This window comes from Chromobacterium sp., from assembly GCF_041912965.1.
GTDB lineage: Bacteria > Pseudomonadota > Gammaproteobacteria > Burkholderiales > Chromobacteriaceae > Chromobacterium > Chromobacterium aquaticum.
The window spans coordinates 116798-130178 of record NZ_JAYSGF010000004.1; the positions used below are offsets into that span (position 1 = coordinate 116798).

Consider the following 13381-nt stretch of genomic DNA (forward strand, 5'->3'; position numbering starts at 1 on the left):
AAGGCTATGTTGGACAGGCTCTTCGGAGCCTGTTTGCGTTTGGGTCTGGCGGTGGGGCTAATCGATATGGTTTGGTAAAAATACCATTTTGGTCAAGTTTGTTAACCTTTAGACGATCTAGTAAGCATGCTGCGCAAATCACGGAGTTCCGCTTGACGCAGTCTTGATCTCTAGGGGAATAACATGGCCATTACCGTAAATACCAATATTGCGTCGCTGAACGCGCAGCGCAACCTCAGCAACTCCAATAGCTCCTTGCAAGTTTCGCTGCAGCGCCTGTCATCCGGCCTGCGCGTGAACAGCGCCAAGGACGATGCAGCCGGTCTGGCCATTTCCCAGACCCTGACTTCCGCCATCCGCGGCAACAACCAGGCGATCAAGAACGCCAACGACGGCATCTCCGTAGGTCAGACCGCTGAAGGCGCGCTGGGCCAGATCGCCAACAATATGCAGCGTATCCGCGAAATCGCGGTACAGGCATCCAACGGCTCGGTCAGCAACACCAACCGTTCGCAGTTGCAGAGCGAAGTGGACCAACTGACCCAGGAAATTTCGCGTATCGTTCAGACCACTCAGTTCAACGGCACCAGCCTGTTGTCCGGTGGCTCGGTGCTGACCTTCCAGGTGGGCTCGTCCGGTGCGACCACTAACCAAGTGTCGATCTCGTCCACTGACCTGACTTCCGCGGGCACCCTGAATGCGTACAACTCCAGCTTGACCAATACCGGCACCATCAATGTGACGACTCAGTCTGGAGCCTCGGCGGCCTTGTCTGCTTTGGACACCGACATTGCCCAGATCTCGAATATTCGTTCGACTTTTGGTGCGGTGCAAAACCGCTTCGATGCCGTGGTCTCCAACCTGCAGAACTATGTGGAAAACCTGACCGCGGCCAATAGCCGCATCATCGATGTGGACTTCGCGGCGGAAACGGCCAACCTGACCAAGAACCAGATTCTGCAGCAGGCTGGCACTTCTATCCTGAAGAACGCCAACTCGCTGCCGCAGTCGGCGCTGACCTTGCTGCAATAAGTTGAGGTTGCGAACGCAGGGCATCTGTCTGACTAGGATGTCCTGCTTTGCTTGGTTTCCGGCGTGATACCGGAGATGCTGGGAAAATGGTGGTGCGGTAAAATTCACATTGCAGCTATAAAGTTTATTGTGACCCTGACGATATGGTGAATAAGCAAGTCGCTTTGCCCAACTGGACATCAGGAGAATCACCATGGCTATTACCGTCAACACCAATATTGCGTCGCTGAATGCGCAGCGTAATCTCGGCAACTCCAACAATGCATTGCAGGTTTCCCTGCAGCGCCTGTCTTCCGGCCTGCGCGTCAACAGCGCCAAGGACGACGCCGCTGGTCTGGCTATTTCCCAGACCCTGACTGCCGCCATCCGCGGTAACAACCAATCTATCAAGAACGCCAACGACGGTATCTCCGTCGGGCAAACCGCTGAAGGCGCACTGGGGCAGATTGCCAACAACCTGCAGCGTATTCGCGAAATCGCGGTACAAGCGTCCAACGGCTCGGTGAGCAATACCAACCGTTCGCAGCTGCAAAGCGAAGTGGACCAACTGACCCAGGAAATTTCGCGTATCGTGCAAACCACGCAGTTCAACGGCACCAGCCTGTTGTCCGGTGGTTCGGTACTGACCTTCCAGGTGGGTTCGTCCGGCGCAGCCAACAACCAAGTTTCCATTTCGTCCACGGACTTGACCTCCGCGGGTACCTTGAACACCTACAACTCGAGTCTGACCAATACGGGTACCGTGAGCGTGACAACGCAGTCCAACGCTTCGGGCGCGCTGTCATCGCTGGATGCCGACATTGCTTCGATCTCGAACATCCGTTCGACCTTCGGTGCGGTACAGAACCGTTTCGACGCGGTGGTGGCCAACCTGCAGAACTATGTGGAAAACCTGACCGCAGCCAACAGCCGTATCGTGGATGTGGACTTCGCGGCGGAAACTGCTACCCTGACCAAGAACCAGATTCTGCAACAGGCAGGCACTTCGATTCTGAAGAACGCCAACTCGCTGCCGCAGTCGGCACTGACCCTGCTGCAATAAGTTCTAGAATGATGGTATGAGCCAGCGGCGGCTCCGGTTGGTTGGGCAACCGGAGCTGCGCGCGTCAGGAGAGTTGCCATGCAAATACCTTCTTTACAATCGCTGCCGATTGCCAACGCGGGCGCATCCGCTCCGCGGCAGCAAACGGTGGAGCTGGCGCAAAGCGGGCAGGGAGCCGATAAGGCCGCTGCCTCTTTGCCGGACAATGCCCAGGCGGTTGCCGCGGCTGGTCAAGCGCAGCAGCAGCAAGCGCAGAATACCGCAGCCAAGCAAAAGCCATCGGTTACCGAGCAGCTGCAGTCCTCGCTGAAGCAACTAAACAGCGTGGCCTCGCTGTACAATAACCAGCTGGAGTTCTCGGTGGACAAGGACACGGATCTTCAGGTGGTGAAAGTTGTGGATAAGGAAACTCAGAAGGTCATCCGGCAGATACCTTCCGAGGACGCGATCCGGATCGCCAAGGCGATTGGCGATTTCAAAGGCATGCTGCTGAAGGACAAGGCCTGAGTCCCAGGAGCGGCTCAAAAATTTATAAGGGGTGATGAATATGGCAGGGATAACTACATCAGTCGGCACGATCGACGTTCAAACAATCGTAAGCCAGTTGATGGCGATCGATTCCCGGCCATTGCTCGCCAGCCAGAAGAAACTGGAGGGCTATAACACCCAGCTGAGCGACCTCGGCAAGATCGGTTCCGCGTTGTCCGCGCTGCAAAGCTCGATCACCAGCCTGTCTTCCGGGTCGTTTCTGCAAGCATTCAAAGTGTCCGCCAGTGATAGTTCGGTGGCTGGGGTCAGTACCACTTCCGGCGGGGTTAGCGGTACTTATGTCGTTAATGTGTCCAAGCTGGCCACTTCGCGCCAACTAGTGTTTGATCAGGTTGGCAGTACTAAGATCACAGATGCCCAGGCGGACATTCCCAGTGCGCCGGACGAACTGAAATTCACCGTCAATGGCAAGGAACAGACGGTCAAGCTGCGTGACAAGCCGGGCGACAAGGTTACTCTGCAGTCCATTTCCGACAAGATCAATGCCGAAGGCATGGGTGTCAACGCGTCGGTGGTCAAGAATAACGGCAACTTCAAGCTAGTCCTGGCTTCGACCTCTTCCGGCACCGACAACGCCTTCGCCATTACCGGCGCCGGCAGCACGGATACGGGCAAGGTTGATGGTAATGTCATGGGCGGGCTGTCGCAAAGCGCGGATGCCGCCAGCGAGTCCAAGCTGGCCGCCAATGCGGAGCTGACCGTCAACGGCGTCAAAGTGACTTCCGGCAGTAACAAAGTCAGTGGCGCGATTCCAGGGGTGGACCTGGATCTGTACAAGGAAAACGCCAACACCACGGTGACCCTGAATCAGGACTCGGCGGGTATCAGCAAGAACTTGCAGAGCTTCGTCGATGCCTACAACCAGGTGCTTAGCTCCATCAAGGACGCCCGTACCGGCAGCATGAAGGGCAATGCCTCGGTTCTATCCATTCAGCAGCAGCTGCAGAGCGTGCTGACCAAATCTATTCCCGGTGTCGACCCGGTCAATTCCTTCGCGTATCTGTCCCAGGTTGGCATTGCCATCCAGAAGGACGGCACCATCAAGCTGGATTCGACCAAATTCAATGACGCTCTGAAGAAAGACCCGACCGCGGTCAAGAATCTGTTTGGCAATAGCAGCAATAATGGGATTGCCCAGCTGCTGAACAAGGAGATTAACGGTCTGTTGGGGCCGACTGGCGTGGTGGAAAGTAGTAAGACTTCGATCAATTCGCGCATCACTACCGAGAAGGCTTCGCAAGATTCGCTCACCGCCCGGCTGACCGCGCGGCAAAAGCAGTATATTCAGCAATATACTGCGTTGAATTCGACGCTGAGCAAGATGGCAGCCAGTACCAATAATTTGAGCGGTTTGATGTCTCAGGTATAAGCTTTAGTCGTCCAGTCATGATTTTTAGCCGAGAGCCGGTGCGAATAGAACGAAAGCGTGCCGGGCCGGCCAGCGGGTGCTTACAAAATGCTGAATTCCAGAATGTTGAAGCAGTTCAACAAGGCCTATGAAAACGATGCCTTGAAGGCTGCGGTATACGGCGCCAGCCCCATCGGGATCGTGGTGATGCTGTACGAGGGCGCAATCAAGGCGATCATGACCGCCAGCATTGCGATCGAAGCGCAGCGTTTCGATGAAAAGGCGCGCATGATCTCGAAGGCGATGGACATCATAGAAGGTTTACGCATCGCGCTGGATGTCGAAGCTGGCAGCGAGGCGGCGGTCAATCTGAACGAGTTGTATCTCTATATGAAAAACCGTTTGGGCCAAGCCAGCCTCAAGAACGATCAAGTGATTCTTGCGGAAGTGCGCGGCCTGCTGGAAACCATACTTCCGGCTTGGCAGCAGGTCGATCGCAGTCAGCCGGCCGCGAGCGCGGTGGCGGGTGCATGACGGCTGCGACGCGAGTTGCCGCGCTGGCTCCGCTGATGGCGGAGTTGGATGCCTTGACATCCGAGCTTGCCGCGGTGGTAACGGCCAAGGATTACGAGCGCTTCAGCGTGTTGCAGGCGCAGCAGGAGAAGCTGATGGCGCGTCTGCTGGCCGCGCTGAATAAAGATGCCTTGGCGGCCTTGGATGAGCCGCAGCGCGCAGGCTTGCGCGAGTTGGTTCAGCGCCGCGAGGCGATCCAGGCCGAACTCGCGCAATGGAGCGAGGATGTTCGCGCCGAACTGGTGCTGATCAACCAGAATTCTCGGGTGCTGAAACACTATCGTTGAGCGCAAGTCGCCGCGGCGGCCCCGCTGGGGCGAGGCTGGTTCGATGGCGGGTTTGCCTTGGGTTGTTGGAGGTTTCGCCATAAAATTAAGTCACGGCGGAAACTCTTCCATGGGGAACCAAGATGTCCGGCACCTTCTTCCCATACCTGATGGTTGTGCTGTGGCTGATGCTGGCCATGGCGCTGGCCTATGTCTATTGGCGCGTGCTGCGCTTGGAAAGCAAGCGCGATAGCTTGACCACCATGTATCTGGATCAGCAGCAGCAGCAGATCAGCGCCTTGCAGCGCGATATGTCGCGCCTGCTGTCGCGCGTGGATCAGCAAGCGCACAGCGATGTCGGGCTCAGCCCCTATAATCAGGCGATCGAGATGATACGCCAGGGGCTAACGGCTTCCGAAGTGGCGTCCCGCTGCGGCATTTCCCGCAGCGAGGCCGAGTTGATTGTTTCCCTGTACCGGAATAGCCCTACCTCATGATCCCGTCGATCAATACCGGCGTCTTGCCGGCTCAGCAGATCAACCCCTCGCAGCTATTGGGCGAGGGCGCCAAACTGCTGCTGGAAACGGCGACGCTGCCCAGTCGTCTGCCGACGCTGCTGTTGGGCGAGCAGGTCACCGCGCGCGTGGCGGATAGGCTCGATAACAATCAACTGGCGGTATTGATCAAGAATTCGCTGTTCACGCTGAATCTGCCTCAAGGGGCGACGGTGAGCGGCGACACGCTGCAATTGAAAGTGGCGTCCTTGCAGCCGGCGCTGACCTTTCTATTGCAGGATGGCAGCAAGGAGAGCGCGGAGCAGACCAAGGGCAGTTCGGTGCAAGTGGCTTTGAGCCCGGCCTCCAAATATCTGACTCATCTGTTGTCCACCCAGACCAGCGACACCGGCAAGCCGGTGCTGGTCAATGCCGCGCAGCAGCCGCCGCCCAAGGTGGCTGAGGATTTGCAGCACGGGGTGGCCAAGAGCGGCCTGTTTTACGAATCCCATCTGAAGGACTTTGCCGACGGCCGCACCAGCCTGGCCGAAATCAAGCAGGAGCCTCAAGCCAAGATGAGCCAGGCGCTGGCCGCGTCTTCCGATCACGGCGCGGTCAACGCCAGACCTCAGATGCAGGAATTGGGCAATCTGGTGCAGCGCCAGCTCAACGGCCTGGAAAACCAGCAGCTGCAGTTCCAGGGCATGGCCTGGCCCGGCCAGCCAATGCAGATGGTGATAGAGCAGGAAAAGTCCGAAGCCGACCGCGAGGGCAATGGCCAGGAAGAGATGCAGGCCTGGTCTACCAATTTGTCGTTGCATCTGCCGGCGCTGGGGGGCATGGCGGCGCGTATTCGCCTGGTGGGACAGGCGGTGCAGGTGTCGTTTGCCGCCGAAGACGCCCAAGCAGGGCAGTTGATCACTCAGAATGCCAGCCGGCTGGAATCCGGGCTGGCTTCGGCTGGGCTGGCGCTGGCCAGCCTGGTGGTGAAGGACGATGGCGCGGCCGCCGAGTGAGGACAAGCGCCGCTCGGCGGTGGCGCTGTCATATCAGGATGGCCAGCGCTCGCCGCGGGTAGTGGCCAAGGGCTATGGAGAACTGGCCGAGCGCATCATAGACCGGGCGCGCGAGGCCGGGGTGTTCGTGCACGATTCGCCGGAACTGGTGTCGCTGCTGATGCAGGTGGACCTGGACAAGAACATCCCGCCCGAGCTCTACCGCGCGGTGGCCGAGGTGCTGGCCTTCGTCTATTTCCTGGAGCACCACGCCTCGGGCAAGGACTATGAGTTCGAAGCCTGGTTGGGCGGCCGCAAGCCCGCGCCTCTACCGGAGTCCGAATCCGGACCTACGCCCTAAGCGTCTATTCAAAGTCTGCTGTGCTTTGTTCCATGGCTTTGGCAGCCTTTGCCGTGCAGTCTTGTCGTTCATGCACTGGCGTTGCGGCGCGCTTCCCCTTATCCTCGATGGATGTCGTCGTTTTCATCGTGGAGTCGTAAATGAAAGTCGCTTATATCGGTCTGGGCATCATGGGCCGGCCGTGCGTGTTGAATCTGCTCAAGGCCGGCCACCAAGTGGCGGTATGGGCGCGTAGCCGCGAGCGGGCCGAGTCTCTGCTGCAGGCTGGCGCGAGCTGGGCGGATAGCCCGGCGGCCCTGGCCGGCCAGGCGGAGCTGTTGATCACCAATGTGTCGGACACCGCGGATGTGGAGCAGGTGCTGTTGGGCGAACAGGGCGCGGTGCATGGCGCCGGCGCTGGCCTGGTGTGCGCCGATATGAGCACCATCGCGCCGAATGGCGCTCGCCGCATCGCGGCGCGGCTGGCCGAAGCTGGTATCGACTTCCTGGATTGCCCGGTATCCGGCGGCGAGGTCGGCGCCGTCAACGGCACGCTGACTATCATGGTGGGGGGCAAGGCCGAGGCGCTGGAGCGCGCGCGTCCGGCCCTGCAAGCGATGGGGCAGACCATTACCCATATCGGCGCCAGCGGCGCCGGCCAGGTGGCCAAGGCCTGCAACCAGATCGCTGTCGGCGTCGGCGTCGCCGCGGTGGCGGAAATCATGAAGCTGGCCCAAGCCTGCAATGTGGATCCGGCTCCGGTACGCGCCGCGCTGCTGGGTGGCTTTGCTCAGAGCAAGGTGCTGGATATCCACGGCCAACGCATGATAGACGACAATTACGCGCCGGGCTTCAAGGCCAAGCTGCACGCCAAGGACATGCACATCGTGCTGGAAACCGCGCGCGAGCAGGGCATCAAGCTGCCGGAAGCCGAACGGGTGTCCGCGCTGATTGATCAACTGGTGGCGGAAGGCGAGGGTGAGCTGGATTCGTCGGCGATCGCGCGGCTGATCTGGCGACAAAACTAAAGCGGGAATGGACAACGGCGAGGAGCATCCTCGCCGTTTCTGTGTGGGGAAAGCTGGCTGAAGCCGCGCTCAGGCCACTTTGTCCTTCAATTGCTTGCTGGGCAGAAACACTACCTTGCGCTTGGCGGCGATTTCAATGCTTTCGCCGGTCTTGGGATTGCGGCCGGTACGCGCGGCGCTTTCCTTGACTTTGAACTTGCCGGCCACGGTGGTGACTTCATCGCCGCCGGCCAGCGCGTCCTGCAGCACATCGTCAAAAGCGCCCAGCACTCGGAGCACATCGGCCTTGCTCAGGCCGGATCTCTCGGCCAGCGCCGCGATCAGTTCTGCTTTGGTCATATTTTGGTCTTTCCCGAAGGTCAATGAGCGGCAGCGGCGGCCTGGTGGCCGCCACGGCCATGCTTATTCGATATTCTGGATCTGCTCGCGCATCTGTTCAATCAGTACTTTCAACTCGACCGAAGCCTGGGTGGTTTCGGTGGAGACCGATTTGGAGCCCAGAGTGTTGGCTTCGCGGTTCAGCTCCTGCATCAGGAAGTCCAGGCGCTTGCCGGATTGGCCGCCGGCTTTCAGGATGCGGCGCACTTCGCTGAGATGGGTGCTGAGGCGAGCCAGTTCCTCGTCCACGTCTATCTTCTGCGCGAACAGCGCGAATTCCTGCTTCAGCCTGTCCTCGTCGACATTGCCCAGCGCTTCCTGCAGCCGGCTGGACAGCTTGGACATATGCGCTTCCAGGATCGCGGGCAGCTTGGGCTTGATCGCGGCTACGATGCCCTCCATGCCGGCGATGCGCTCTTCCAGCACCAGCTTGAGCTTTTCACCCTCGCGGCCGCGCGAGGCGTTGAAGTCCTGCAGCGCGGTGGCCAGGCAGGCCGTGCACAGCTGTTGCAGCACTTCCGGCGCCAGCTCATTGCTTTTCATCACGCCGGGCCAGCGCATCAGCTCGCCCACCGACAGGCCGCGGCTTTCGCCGGCCTGCTCGCGCACTTGCTGCGACACTTCGATCAGCCGCTTCAGCACCGCCTGGTTCAATTCCAGCGTCGGCGCGGCGCTGTCCACCTGGTTGATGCCGACGCGGCATTCCAGCTTGCCGCGGCTGACCTTGGCGGAAATCAGCTCGCGCAATTGCGGTTCGATGACGCGCAATTCTTCCGGCAAGCGCATTTGCAAGTCGAGATAGCGGTGGTTGACCGAACGGATCTCTAGGCTGAGCAAACCGCCGGGAAATTCCCTGCTGGTTGCGGCAAAGCCTGTCATACTTAAAATCATCAGACACCCCCTTAGGATGAGCGGATTGGAACATTCTCAAGGCTGGGCCCGAATTGCTTTGCTAAGCTCAATCCAAGGCCTGTGAACACTATAACAACTGATACCCCATGACTCAATCGAACCCGCAGACAGCCTTGCCGGCCGGCTCCCGCTTGGGGGAGTACACGATTGTCCGCCAGTTGTCGGTTGGCGGCTTCAGCGTTGTCTATCTGGCGCTGGATGATCAGGACAACAAGTTCGCAATCAAAGAGTATCTGCCGCGCAATCTGGCGTTGCGCGACGATGATGGCCAGGTCACCGTGCCGCACGAGCTGGACCGCGAGGCGTTCAATCTCGGCCTGAAGTGCTTCTTCGAGGAAGGACGCATCCTTTCCGGCATTTCCCATCCCACCGTGGTGCGCGTAATCAATTTTTTCCGCGCCAATCAGACGGTTTACATGGTGATGGAGTACGCCGATGGCCGCTCCTTGGTGCGCGAGCTGGAACTGGCCGGCGGGCGTCTGGAGGAGCGGCGTCTGCGCAAATGGTTCGCCGCGCTCTTGTCCGGCCTGCGCGAAGTACATCTGCAGCGCCTGCTGCATCTGGACATCAAGCCGGCCAATATCTATCTGCGCCGCAATGGCGCGCCGCTGCTGCTGGACTTTGGCGCGGCCAGGCAGACGCTGTCGCGCCGCGACAAGCACTTCGCCTCGATGTACACGCCGGGTTTCGCCGCGCCGGAGCAATACGAGAAAGACGCGCCGCTGGGTCCGTGGACCGATATCTACGCCCTGGGCGCCTGTCTTTACGCCTGCATGGGCGGCGGCACGCCGCAGGTGTCCAAGGAGCGCAAGGAAAGCGACCGGCTGCAGCCGGCGAGCAAGGCCTTCCGCCATCTGTATTCCCCGGAACTGCTGGAACTGACCGATCAATGCCTGGCGCTGCCTCCGGATGAGCGGCCGGCCACGGTGGCGGGGCTGCAGAAGCGGCTGATGGCCGAGGAATACGGGCAGCCGGCTCCGGCGGAATTGGCCGGCAGCAAATGGATGGGATGGTTGAAAAACCTGACCGGCGGACGCTCGTGATGAGGGGATAGCCATGAAACTATCGATCTATCAGGAAAGCCGCATCGGCGGGCGCGCCTATAACCAGGACCGCTTGGTGATCGCGCATTCCCGCGACGCGGTGATGCTGGCGGTGGCGGACGGCATGGGCGGCCACATGCGAGGCGAAGTGGCGGCGCAGATCACGGTGGACCTGCTCAGCGAGTTGTTCTACCAGCAGGCCACGCCGATGCTGACCCATCCCAACCGCTTTCTCGTCAATGCGGTCAGCACCGCGCATCAGGTGATCCTGGATTACGCGGCCGATCACCGGCTGCCGGAGGTGCCCAGCACCACGGTGGTGGCGGCCATTATCCAGCAGGGTCAGTTGTACTGGTGCCATGTCGGCGATTCCCGGCTCTATCTGCTGGACGAAAAAGGCCTGCGGCTGCGTTCGCGCGATCATTCCCAGGTGCAGCGCCTGATCGATCAGGGGCAGTTGAGCGAGGATGCGGCCAAAGTGCACCCGGAGCGTCACAAGATTTACAACTGTTTGGGCGCGGCCAGCGACCCGGATATCGATGTCGGCGAGAAACAGCACGTCGGCGCCGGCTGCTCCATCCTGCTGTGTTCCGACGGCCTATGGTCGCAGGTGATGGACCCGGAACTGGAAAAGGTGTTTGTCCGCCGCAATGTCAGCCAGGTGTTGCCGGCGCTGATGAATGTGGCCGAGCGTCGCGCCGGCGCCGGCGGCGACAATCTGTCGGCGGCGGGGGTGACGCTGCTGGATGAGGCGCAGGATTACGGCGAACGCGAAGACCTGCTGGATACCGAGAAAGTGACGCCTCGCCAGTTGGGACGGACGATACTGGATTCCAATCTGGAAACCATGCATCAGGAGATTCTCGCCAGCCGGGTGGCGGGCAAGCACGATTAAGCCATTGTTCAAGGGCTGTCCTGCCGACGCGCGGTGAATCGTAAACAGGTTCTTGGCGCCATAAGCGGGGATGGCGGCTGCTATAATCGTCGGCATTCACCATTTTGGACGACGATATGACGCGACCTTCCCAACGTCCGGCCGACGCCTTGCGCACGGTGCGGATCAGCCGCAACTACCTCAAGCATGCCGAAGGCTCGGTGCTGATCGAGTTTGGCGACACCAAGGTGATTTGCACCGCCAGCGTGGACGATAGCGTGCCGGGCTTCCTTAAGGGCAAGGGCCGCGGCTGGGTCACCGCCGAGTACGGCATGCTGCCGCGCTCCACCGGCTCGCGCATGCGCCGCGAATCGTCGGCCGGCAAGCAGTCCGGCCGCACCCAGGAAATCCAGCGCCTGATCGGCCGCTCGCTGCGCGCGGTGGTGGATCTGGAGAAGCTGGGCGAGCGCCAGATCCAGATCGACTGCGATGTGATCCAGGCCGATGGCGGCACTCGCACCGCCAGCATCACCGGCGCCTATGTGGCGCTGGCCGACGCGATCGGCCTGCTGCTGCGCGAGGGCAAGCTGAGCGAAAACCCGCTGCGCGACCATGTGGCGGCGATTTCGGTGGGCCTGTACCAAGGCACGCCGGTCCTGGACCTGGATTACGCCGAAGACTCCAACTGCGATACCGATATGAATGTGGTGATGACTGGCGACGGCCGCTTCGTTGAAGTGCAGGGCACCGCCGAGGGCGAGCCGTTCGATGATCAGGAACTGCAGGCGATGTTGAGCCTGGCGCGCGCCGGCATCGGCGAACTGGTGGCGTTGCAACGCCAGGCGCTGGCGGAGTGAGGGCGCAAGCCCTGAAATAGTAAAAAGCCCCGTTGCCGGGGCTTTTTTCATTTCTGCGCGCGCTTGCGGATGAACTGCTGCAGCGCCTCGTAAAATATCGGCGCGCTGACGCTCATATTGTCTTCCTTGTTGCGGCGCGCGGCGGTGGGCGCCGAGCTTTGCACCGCGACGATCACCGGCTGGCCCGGCCCCATCACGAACACCGGCGAGCCGCTATTGCCCTCTAGCGTATCGCAGCGGTGGGTCAGGCGGCCGTCCGGGCGCAGCTTGGTGGCCTTGCAGCCCTGGTGCACCAGCAGATGGGTCTGATCATCCACCGGGTAGCCGCCCTGGGTCAGCGTCCAGCTTTGCTGGTCCAGCAATTGGCTCAGCTGTTTGGCGTTGCCGCTGAACACCGGCAGCACGCCCTGGGTGTCGCCCAGCGGCGTGGCCAGGCGCACGAAGGCGAAATCGCGCGGCGCGATGCGCGGCGGGATGTAGAGGCCGTCGGCGCGGCGGTCCAGTCCTTTCAGGAAGGCCTTGTCCACTTGCACTTCCAGCACCTTGCTGCGCGCGGTGTATTCATCGCCCCATAGGCCGACGGTGAAGCTGACCGCGGGGTCGAAGCGGCCTTTTTCGTCGATGAAGCAGTGGCCGGCGGTCAGCACCACATCGGGCGCCACCAGCGCGCCGGTGCAGATGGTGCGCGAGCGGGTTTGCAGTTGGCCGACAGCGAGCCAGGGCTGATGGTCGGGGCGGGTACGGACGCGGTCGTCCTGGCCGAAGAACAGTATCTTGTGTTCCGCGGAAATCTTGGGCGCGGCGGAGGCCGGCAGGGCAAGCAGCAAACTGAGGACAAGCAGCGGGAGTTTCATCGGGAATGGCCTTGCAAATGAAAACGGGGCGCCGAAGCGCCCCGAATTATGTGCGATTGCCAGCGGTGCCGGCAATGCTCGCCGCCTGATTACTTGGCAGCGGAAGCAGCTTTCTTGGAAGCTTTCTTGTCGGCTTTCTTGGCCGGAGCGGAAGCTTCTTTTTTAGCGGCTTGGGCTTTCTGAGCAGCTTTTTTGGAATCTTTCTTCTCGGCTTTCTTGGCCGGAGCGGAAGCTTCTTTCTTAGCGGCTTGAGCTTTCTGAGCAGCGGAAGCTTCTTTCTTAGCTACGTGCTTTTTGTGCTTTTTAGCGGCTTTTTTGGCCGGAGCGGAAGCGTCGGCTTTAGCGGCCTGGGCTTTCTGAGCAGCGGAAGCTTCTTTCTTAGCAGCGTGCTTTTTGTGCTTTTTAGCGGCTTTTTTGGCCGGAGCGGAAGCATCGGCTTTAGCGGCTTGAGCTTTCTGAGCAGCGGAAGCTTCTTTCTTAGCTACGTGCTTTTTGTGCTTTTTAGCGGCTTTTTTGGCCGGAGCGGAAGCGTCGGCTTTAGCGGCTTGGGCTTTTTGAGCAGCGGAAGCTTCTTTCTTGGCAGCGTGCTTCTTGGCTTTTTTAGCTTTCGGAGCGGAAGCGTCGGCTTTAGCGGCTTGAGCTTTCTGAGCGGCGGAAGCTTCTTTCTTGGCTACGTGCTTCTTGGCTTTTTTAGCTTTCGGAGCGGAAGCGTCGGCCTTGGCGGCTTGAGCTTTCTGAGCAGCGGAAGCTTCTTTCTTGGCTACGTGCTTCTTGGCTTTTTTAGCTTTCGGAGCGG

The 13381-nt window shown here is 60.2% G+C and carries 17 protein-coding genes; 13 read left to right on the forward strand and 4 right to left on the reverse strand.

Features of this window, described 5'->3' with window-relative positions:
* Nucleotides 1-183: 183 nt before the first annotated feature.
* The 10 genes from ACE3QM_RS03410 to ACE3QM_RS03455 all read left to right on the forward strand — a co-directional run bounded on the left by ACE3QM_RS03410 (nucleotide 184) and on the right by ACE3QM_RS03455 (nucleotide 7667).
* On the forward strand, nucleotides 184-1032 hold the full coding sequence (locus tag ACE3QM_RS03410) for a flagellin (protein WP_374420257.1): 849 nt from the start codon (nucleotides 184-186) through the stop codon (nucleotides 1030-1032).
* Between the two features lie 193 nt (nucleotides 1033-1225).
* Complete coding sequence (locus tag ACE3QM_RS03415; RefSeq protein ID WP_374420260.1) at nucleotides 1226-2074, forward strand: flagellin; 849 nt, start codon at nucleotides 1226-1228, stop codon at nucleotides 2072-2074.
* Between the two features lie 78 nt (nucleotides 2075-2152).
* A complete protein-coding gene (locus tag ACE3QM_RS03420) occupies nucleotides 2153-2581 on the forward strand; it encodes a flagellar protein FlaG (protein WP_048408855.1) in 429 nt (142 codons plus the stop codon).
* A gap of 40 nt (nucleotides 2582-2621) precedes the next feature.
* Entirely contained in the window at nucleotides 2622-3992 is a 1371-nt protein-coding gene (gene fliD / locus ACE3QM_RS03425) for a flagellar filament capping protein FliD (protein ID WP_374420262.1), read from the forward strand.
* A 102-nt stretch (nucleotides 3993-4094) separates the two neighbouring features.
* On the forward strand, nucleotides 4095-4505 hold the full coding sequence (gene fliS / locus ACE3QM_RS03430) for a flagellar export chaperone FliS (RefSeq protein WP_048408854.1): 411 nt from the start codon (nucleotides 4095-4097) through the stop codon (nucleotides 4503-4505).
* On the forward strand, nucleotides 4502-4831 hold the full coding sequence (locus tag ACE3QM_RS03435; protein ID WP_374420265.1) for a hypothetical protein: 330 nt from the start codon (nucleotides 4502-4504) through the stop codon (nucleotides 4829-4831). Before fliS ends, ACE3QM_RS03435 begins: the two co-directional genes overlap by 4 nt.
* 122 nt (nucleotides 4832-4953) lie before the next feature.
* Complete coding sequence (locus ACE3QM_RS03440) at nucleotides 4954-5307, forward strand: DUF2802 domain-containing protein (protein WP_048408852.1); 354 nt, start codon at nucleotides 4954-4956, stop codon at nucleotides 5305-5307.
* Nucleotides 5304-6320, forward strand: a complete 1017-nt coding sequence (locus tag ACE3QM_RS03445; protein ID WP_231461830.1) for a flagellar hook-length control protein FliK — start codon at nucleotides 5304-5306, stop codon at nucleotides 6318-6320. The genes ACE3QM_RS03440 and ACE3QM_RS03445 overlap by 4 nt, the downstream gene beginning before the upstream one ends.
* Nucleotides 6301-6660 (forward strand): EscU/YscU/HrcU family type III secretion system export apparatus switch protein, encoded by a 360-nt coding sequence (locus tag ACE3QM_RS03450; protein ID WP_048408850.1) that lies wholly within the window; start codon nucleotides 6301-6303, stop codon nucleotides 6658-6660. The genes ACE3QM_RS03445 and ACE3QM_RS03450 overlap by 20 nt, the downstream gene beginning before the upstream one ends.
* Nucleotides 6661-6800: 140 nt before the next feature.
* Nucleotides 6801-7667, forward strand: a complete 867-nt coding sequence (locus tag ACE3QM_RS03455; protein ID WP_048408896.1) for an NAD(P)-dependent oxidoreductase — start codon at nucleotides 6801-6803, stop codon at nucleotides 7665-7667.
* A gap of 69 nt (nucleotides 7668-7736) precedes the next feature.
* On the opposite strand, the gene ACE3QM_RS03460 is transcribed toward ACE3QM_RS03455, so the two are convergent.
* Nucleotides 7737-8006 (reverse strand): HU family DNA-binding protein, encoded by a 270-nt coding sequence (locus tag ACE3QM_RS03460; RefSeq protein WP_048408849.1) that lies wholly within the window; start codon nucleotides 8004-8006, stop codon nucleotides 7737-7739.
* Between the two features lie 63 nt (nucleotides 8007-8069).
* Entirely contained in the window at nucleotides 8070-8936 is an 867-nt protein-coding gene (locus ACE3QM_RS03465) for a YicC/YloC family endoribonuclease (RefSeq protein ID WP_231461828.1), read from the reverse strand.
* Between the two features lie 107 nt (nucleotides 8937-9043).
* On the opposite strand from ACE3QM_RS03465, the gene ACE3QM_RS03470 reads away from it, so the two are divergent.
* The 3 genes from ACE3QM_RS03470 to rph all read left to right on the forward strand — a co-directional run bounded on the left by ACE3QM_RS03470 (nucleotide 9044) and on the right by rph (nucleotide 11731).
* Nucleotides 9044-10000 carry a serine/threonine-protein kinase gene (locus ACE3QM_RS03470; protein ID WP_048408847.1) on the forward strand — a complete coding sequence of 319 codons (957 nt, stop codon included), beginning with the start codon at nucleotides 9044-9046 and terminating at the stop codon, nucleotides 9998-10000.
* A gap of 13 nt (nucleotides 10001-10013) precedes the next feature.
* Nucleotides 10014-10895: a PP2C family serine/threonine-protein phosphatase gene (locus tag ACE3QM_RS03475; protein WP_048408846.1), complete on the forward strand. Its 882-nt coding sequence runs from the start codon at nucleotides 10014-10016 to the stop codon at nucleotides 10893-10895.
* 116 nt (nucleotides 10896-11011) lie between these two features.
* A complete protein-coding gene (gene rph / locus ACE3QM_RS03480) occupies nucleotides 11012-11731 on the forward strand; it encodes a ribonuclease PH (protein ID WP_048408845.1) in 720 nt (239 codons plus the stop codon).
* A 47-nt stretch (nucleotides 11732-11778) separates the two neighbouring features.
* Here the strand turns inward: rph and ACE3QM_RS03485 are convergent, their stop codons facing one another.
* Nucleotides 11779-12585 (reverse strand): serine protease, encoded by an 807-nt coding sequence (locus ACE3QM_RS03485; RefSeq protein WP_374420271.1) that lies wholly within the window; start codon nucleotides 12583-12585, stop codon nucleotides 11779-11781.
* An 89-nt stretch (nucleotides 12586-12674) separates the two neighbouring features.
* Nucleotides 12675-13381 (reverse strand): hypothetical protein (locus ACE3QM_RS03490; RefSeq protein ID WP_374420274.1); only part of this gene is annotated, 707 nt, incomplete at its 5' end.

Excerpts from the sequence above, each read along its gene's own strand:
- ACE3QM_RS03465 (WP_231461828.1), bottom strand. The coding sequence starts at position 8,936 with ATGATTTTAAGTATGACAGGCTTTGCCGCAACCAGCAGGGAATTTCCC.
- ACE3QM_RS03450 (WP_048408850.1), top strand. The coding sequence starts at position 6,301 with ATGGCGCGGCCGCCGAGTGAGGACAAGCGCCGCTCGGCGGTGGCGCTG.
- ACE3QM_RS03410 (WP_374420257.1), top strand. The coding sequence starts at position 184 with ATGGCCATTACCGTAAATACCAATATTGCGTCGCTGAACGCGCAGCGC.
- ACE3QM_RS03460 (WP_048408849.1), bottom strand. The coding sequence starts at position 8,006 with ATGACCAAAGCAGAACTGATCGCGGCGCTGGCCGAGAGATCCGGCCTG.
- rph (WP_048408845.1), top strand. The coding sequence starts at position 11,012 with ATGACGCGACCTTCCCAACGTCCGGCCGACGCCTTGCGCACGGTGCGG.
- ACE3QM_RS03455 (WP_048408896.1), top strand. The coding sequence starts at position 6,801 with ATGAAAGTCGCTTATATCGGTCTGGGCATCATGGGCCGGCCGTGCGTG.
- ACE3QM_RS03435 (WP_374420265.1), top strand. The coding sequence starts at position 4,502 with ATGACGGCTGCGACGCGAGTTGCCGCGCTGGCTCCGCTGATGGCGGAG.
- ACE3QM_RS03420 (WP_048408855.1), top strand. The coding sequence starts at position 2,153 with ATGCAAATACCTTCTTTACAATCGCTGCCGATTGCCAACGCGGGCGCA.
- fliS (WP_048408854.1), top strand. The coding sequence starts at position 4,095 with ATGTTGAAGCAGTTCAACAAGGCCTATGAAAACGATGCCTTGAAGGCT.
- ACE3QM_RS03440 (WP_048408852.1), top strand. The coding sequence starts at position 4,954 with ATGTCCGGCACCTTCTTCCCATACCTGATGGTTGTGCTGTGGCTGATG.
- fliD (WP_374420262.1), top strand. The coding sequence starts at position 2,622 with ATGGCAGGGATAACTACATCAGTCGGCACGATCGACGTTCAAACAATC.
- ACE3QM_RS03445 (WP_231461830.1), top strand. The coding sequence starts at position 5,304 with ATGATCCCGTCGATCAATACCGGCGTCTTGCCGGCTCAGCAGATCAAC.
- ACE3QM_RS03475 (WP_048408846.1), top strand. The coding sequence starts at position 10,014 with ATGAAACTATCGATCTATCAGGAAAGCCGCATCGGCGGGCGCGCCTAT.
- ACE3QM_RS03470 (WP_048408847.1), top strand. The coding sequence starts at position 9,044 with ATGACTCAATCGAACCCGCAGACAGCCTTGCCGGCCGGCTCCCGCTTG.
- ACE3QM_RS03415 (WP_374420260.1), top strand. The coding sequence starts at position 1,226 with ATGGCTATTACCGTCAACACCAATATTGCGTCGCTGAATGCGCAGCGT.
- ACE3QM_RS03485 (WP_374420271.1), bottom strand. The coding sequence starts at position 12,585 with ATGAAACTCCCGCTGCTTGTCCTCAGTTTGCTGCTTGCCCTGCCGGCC.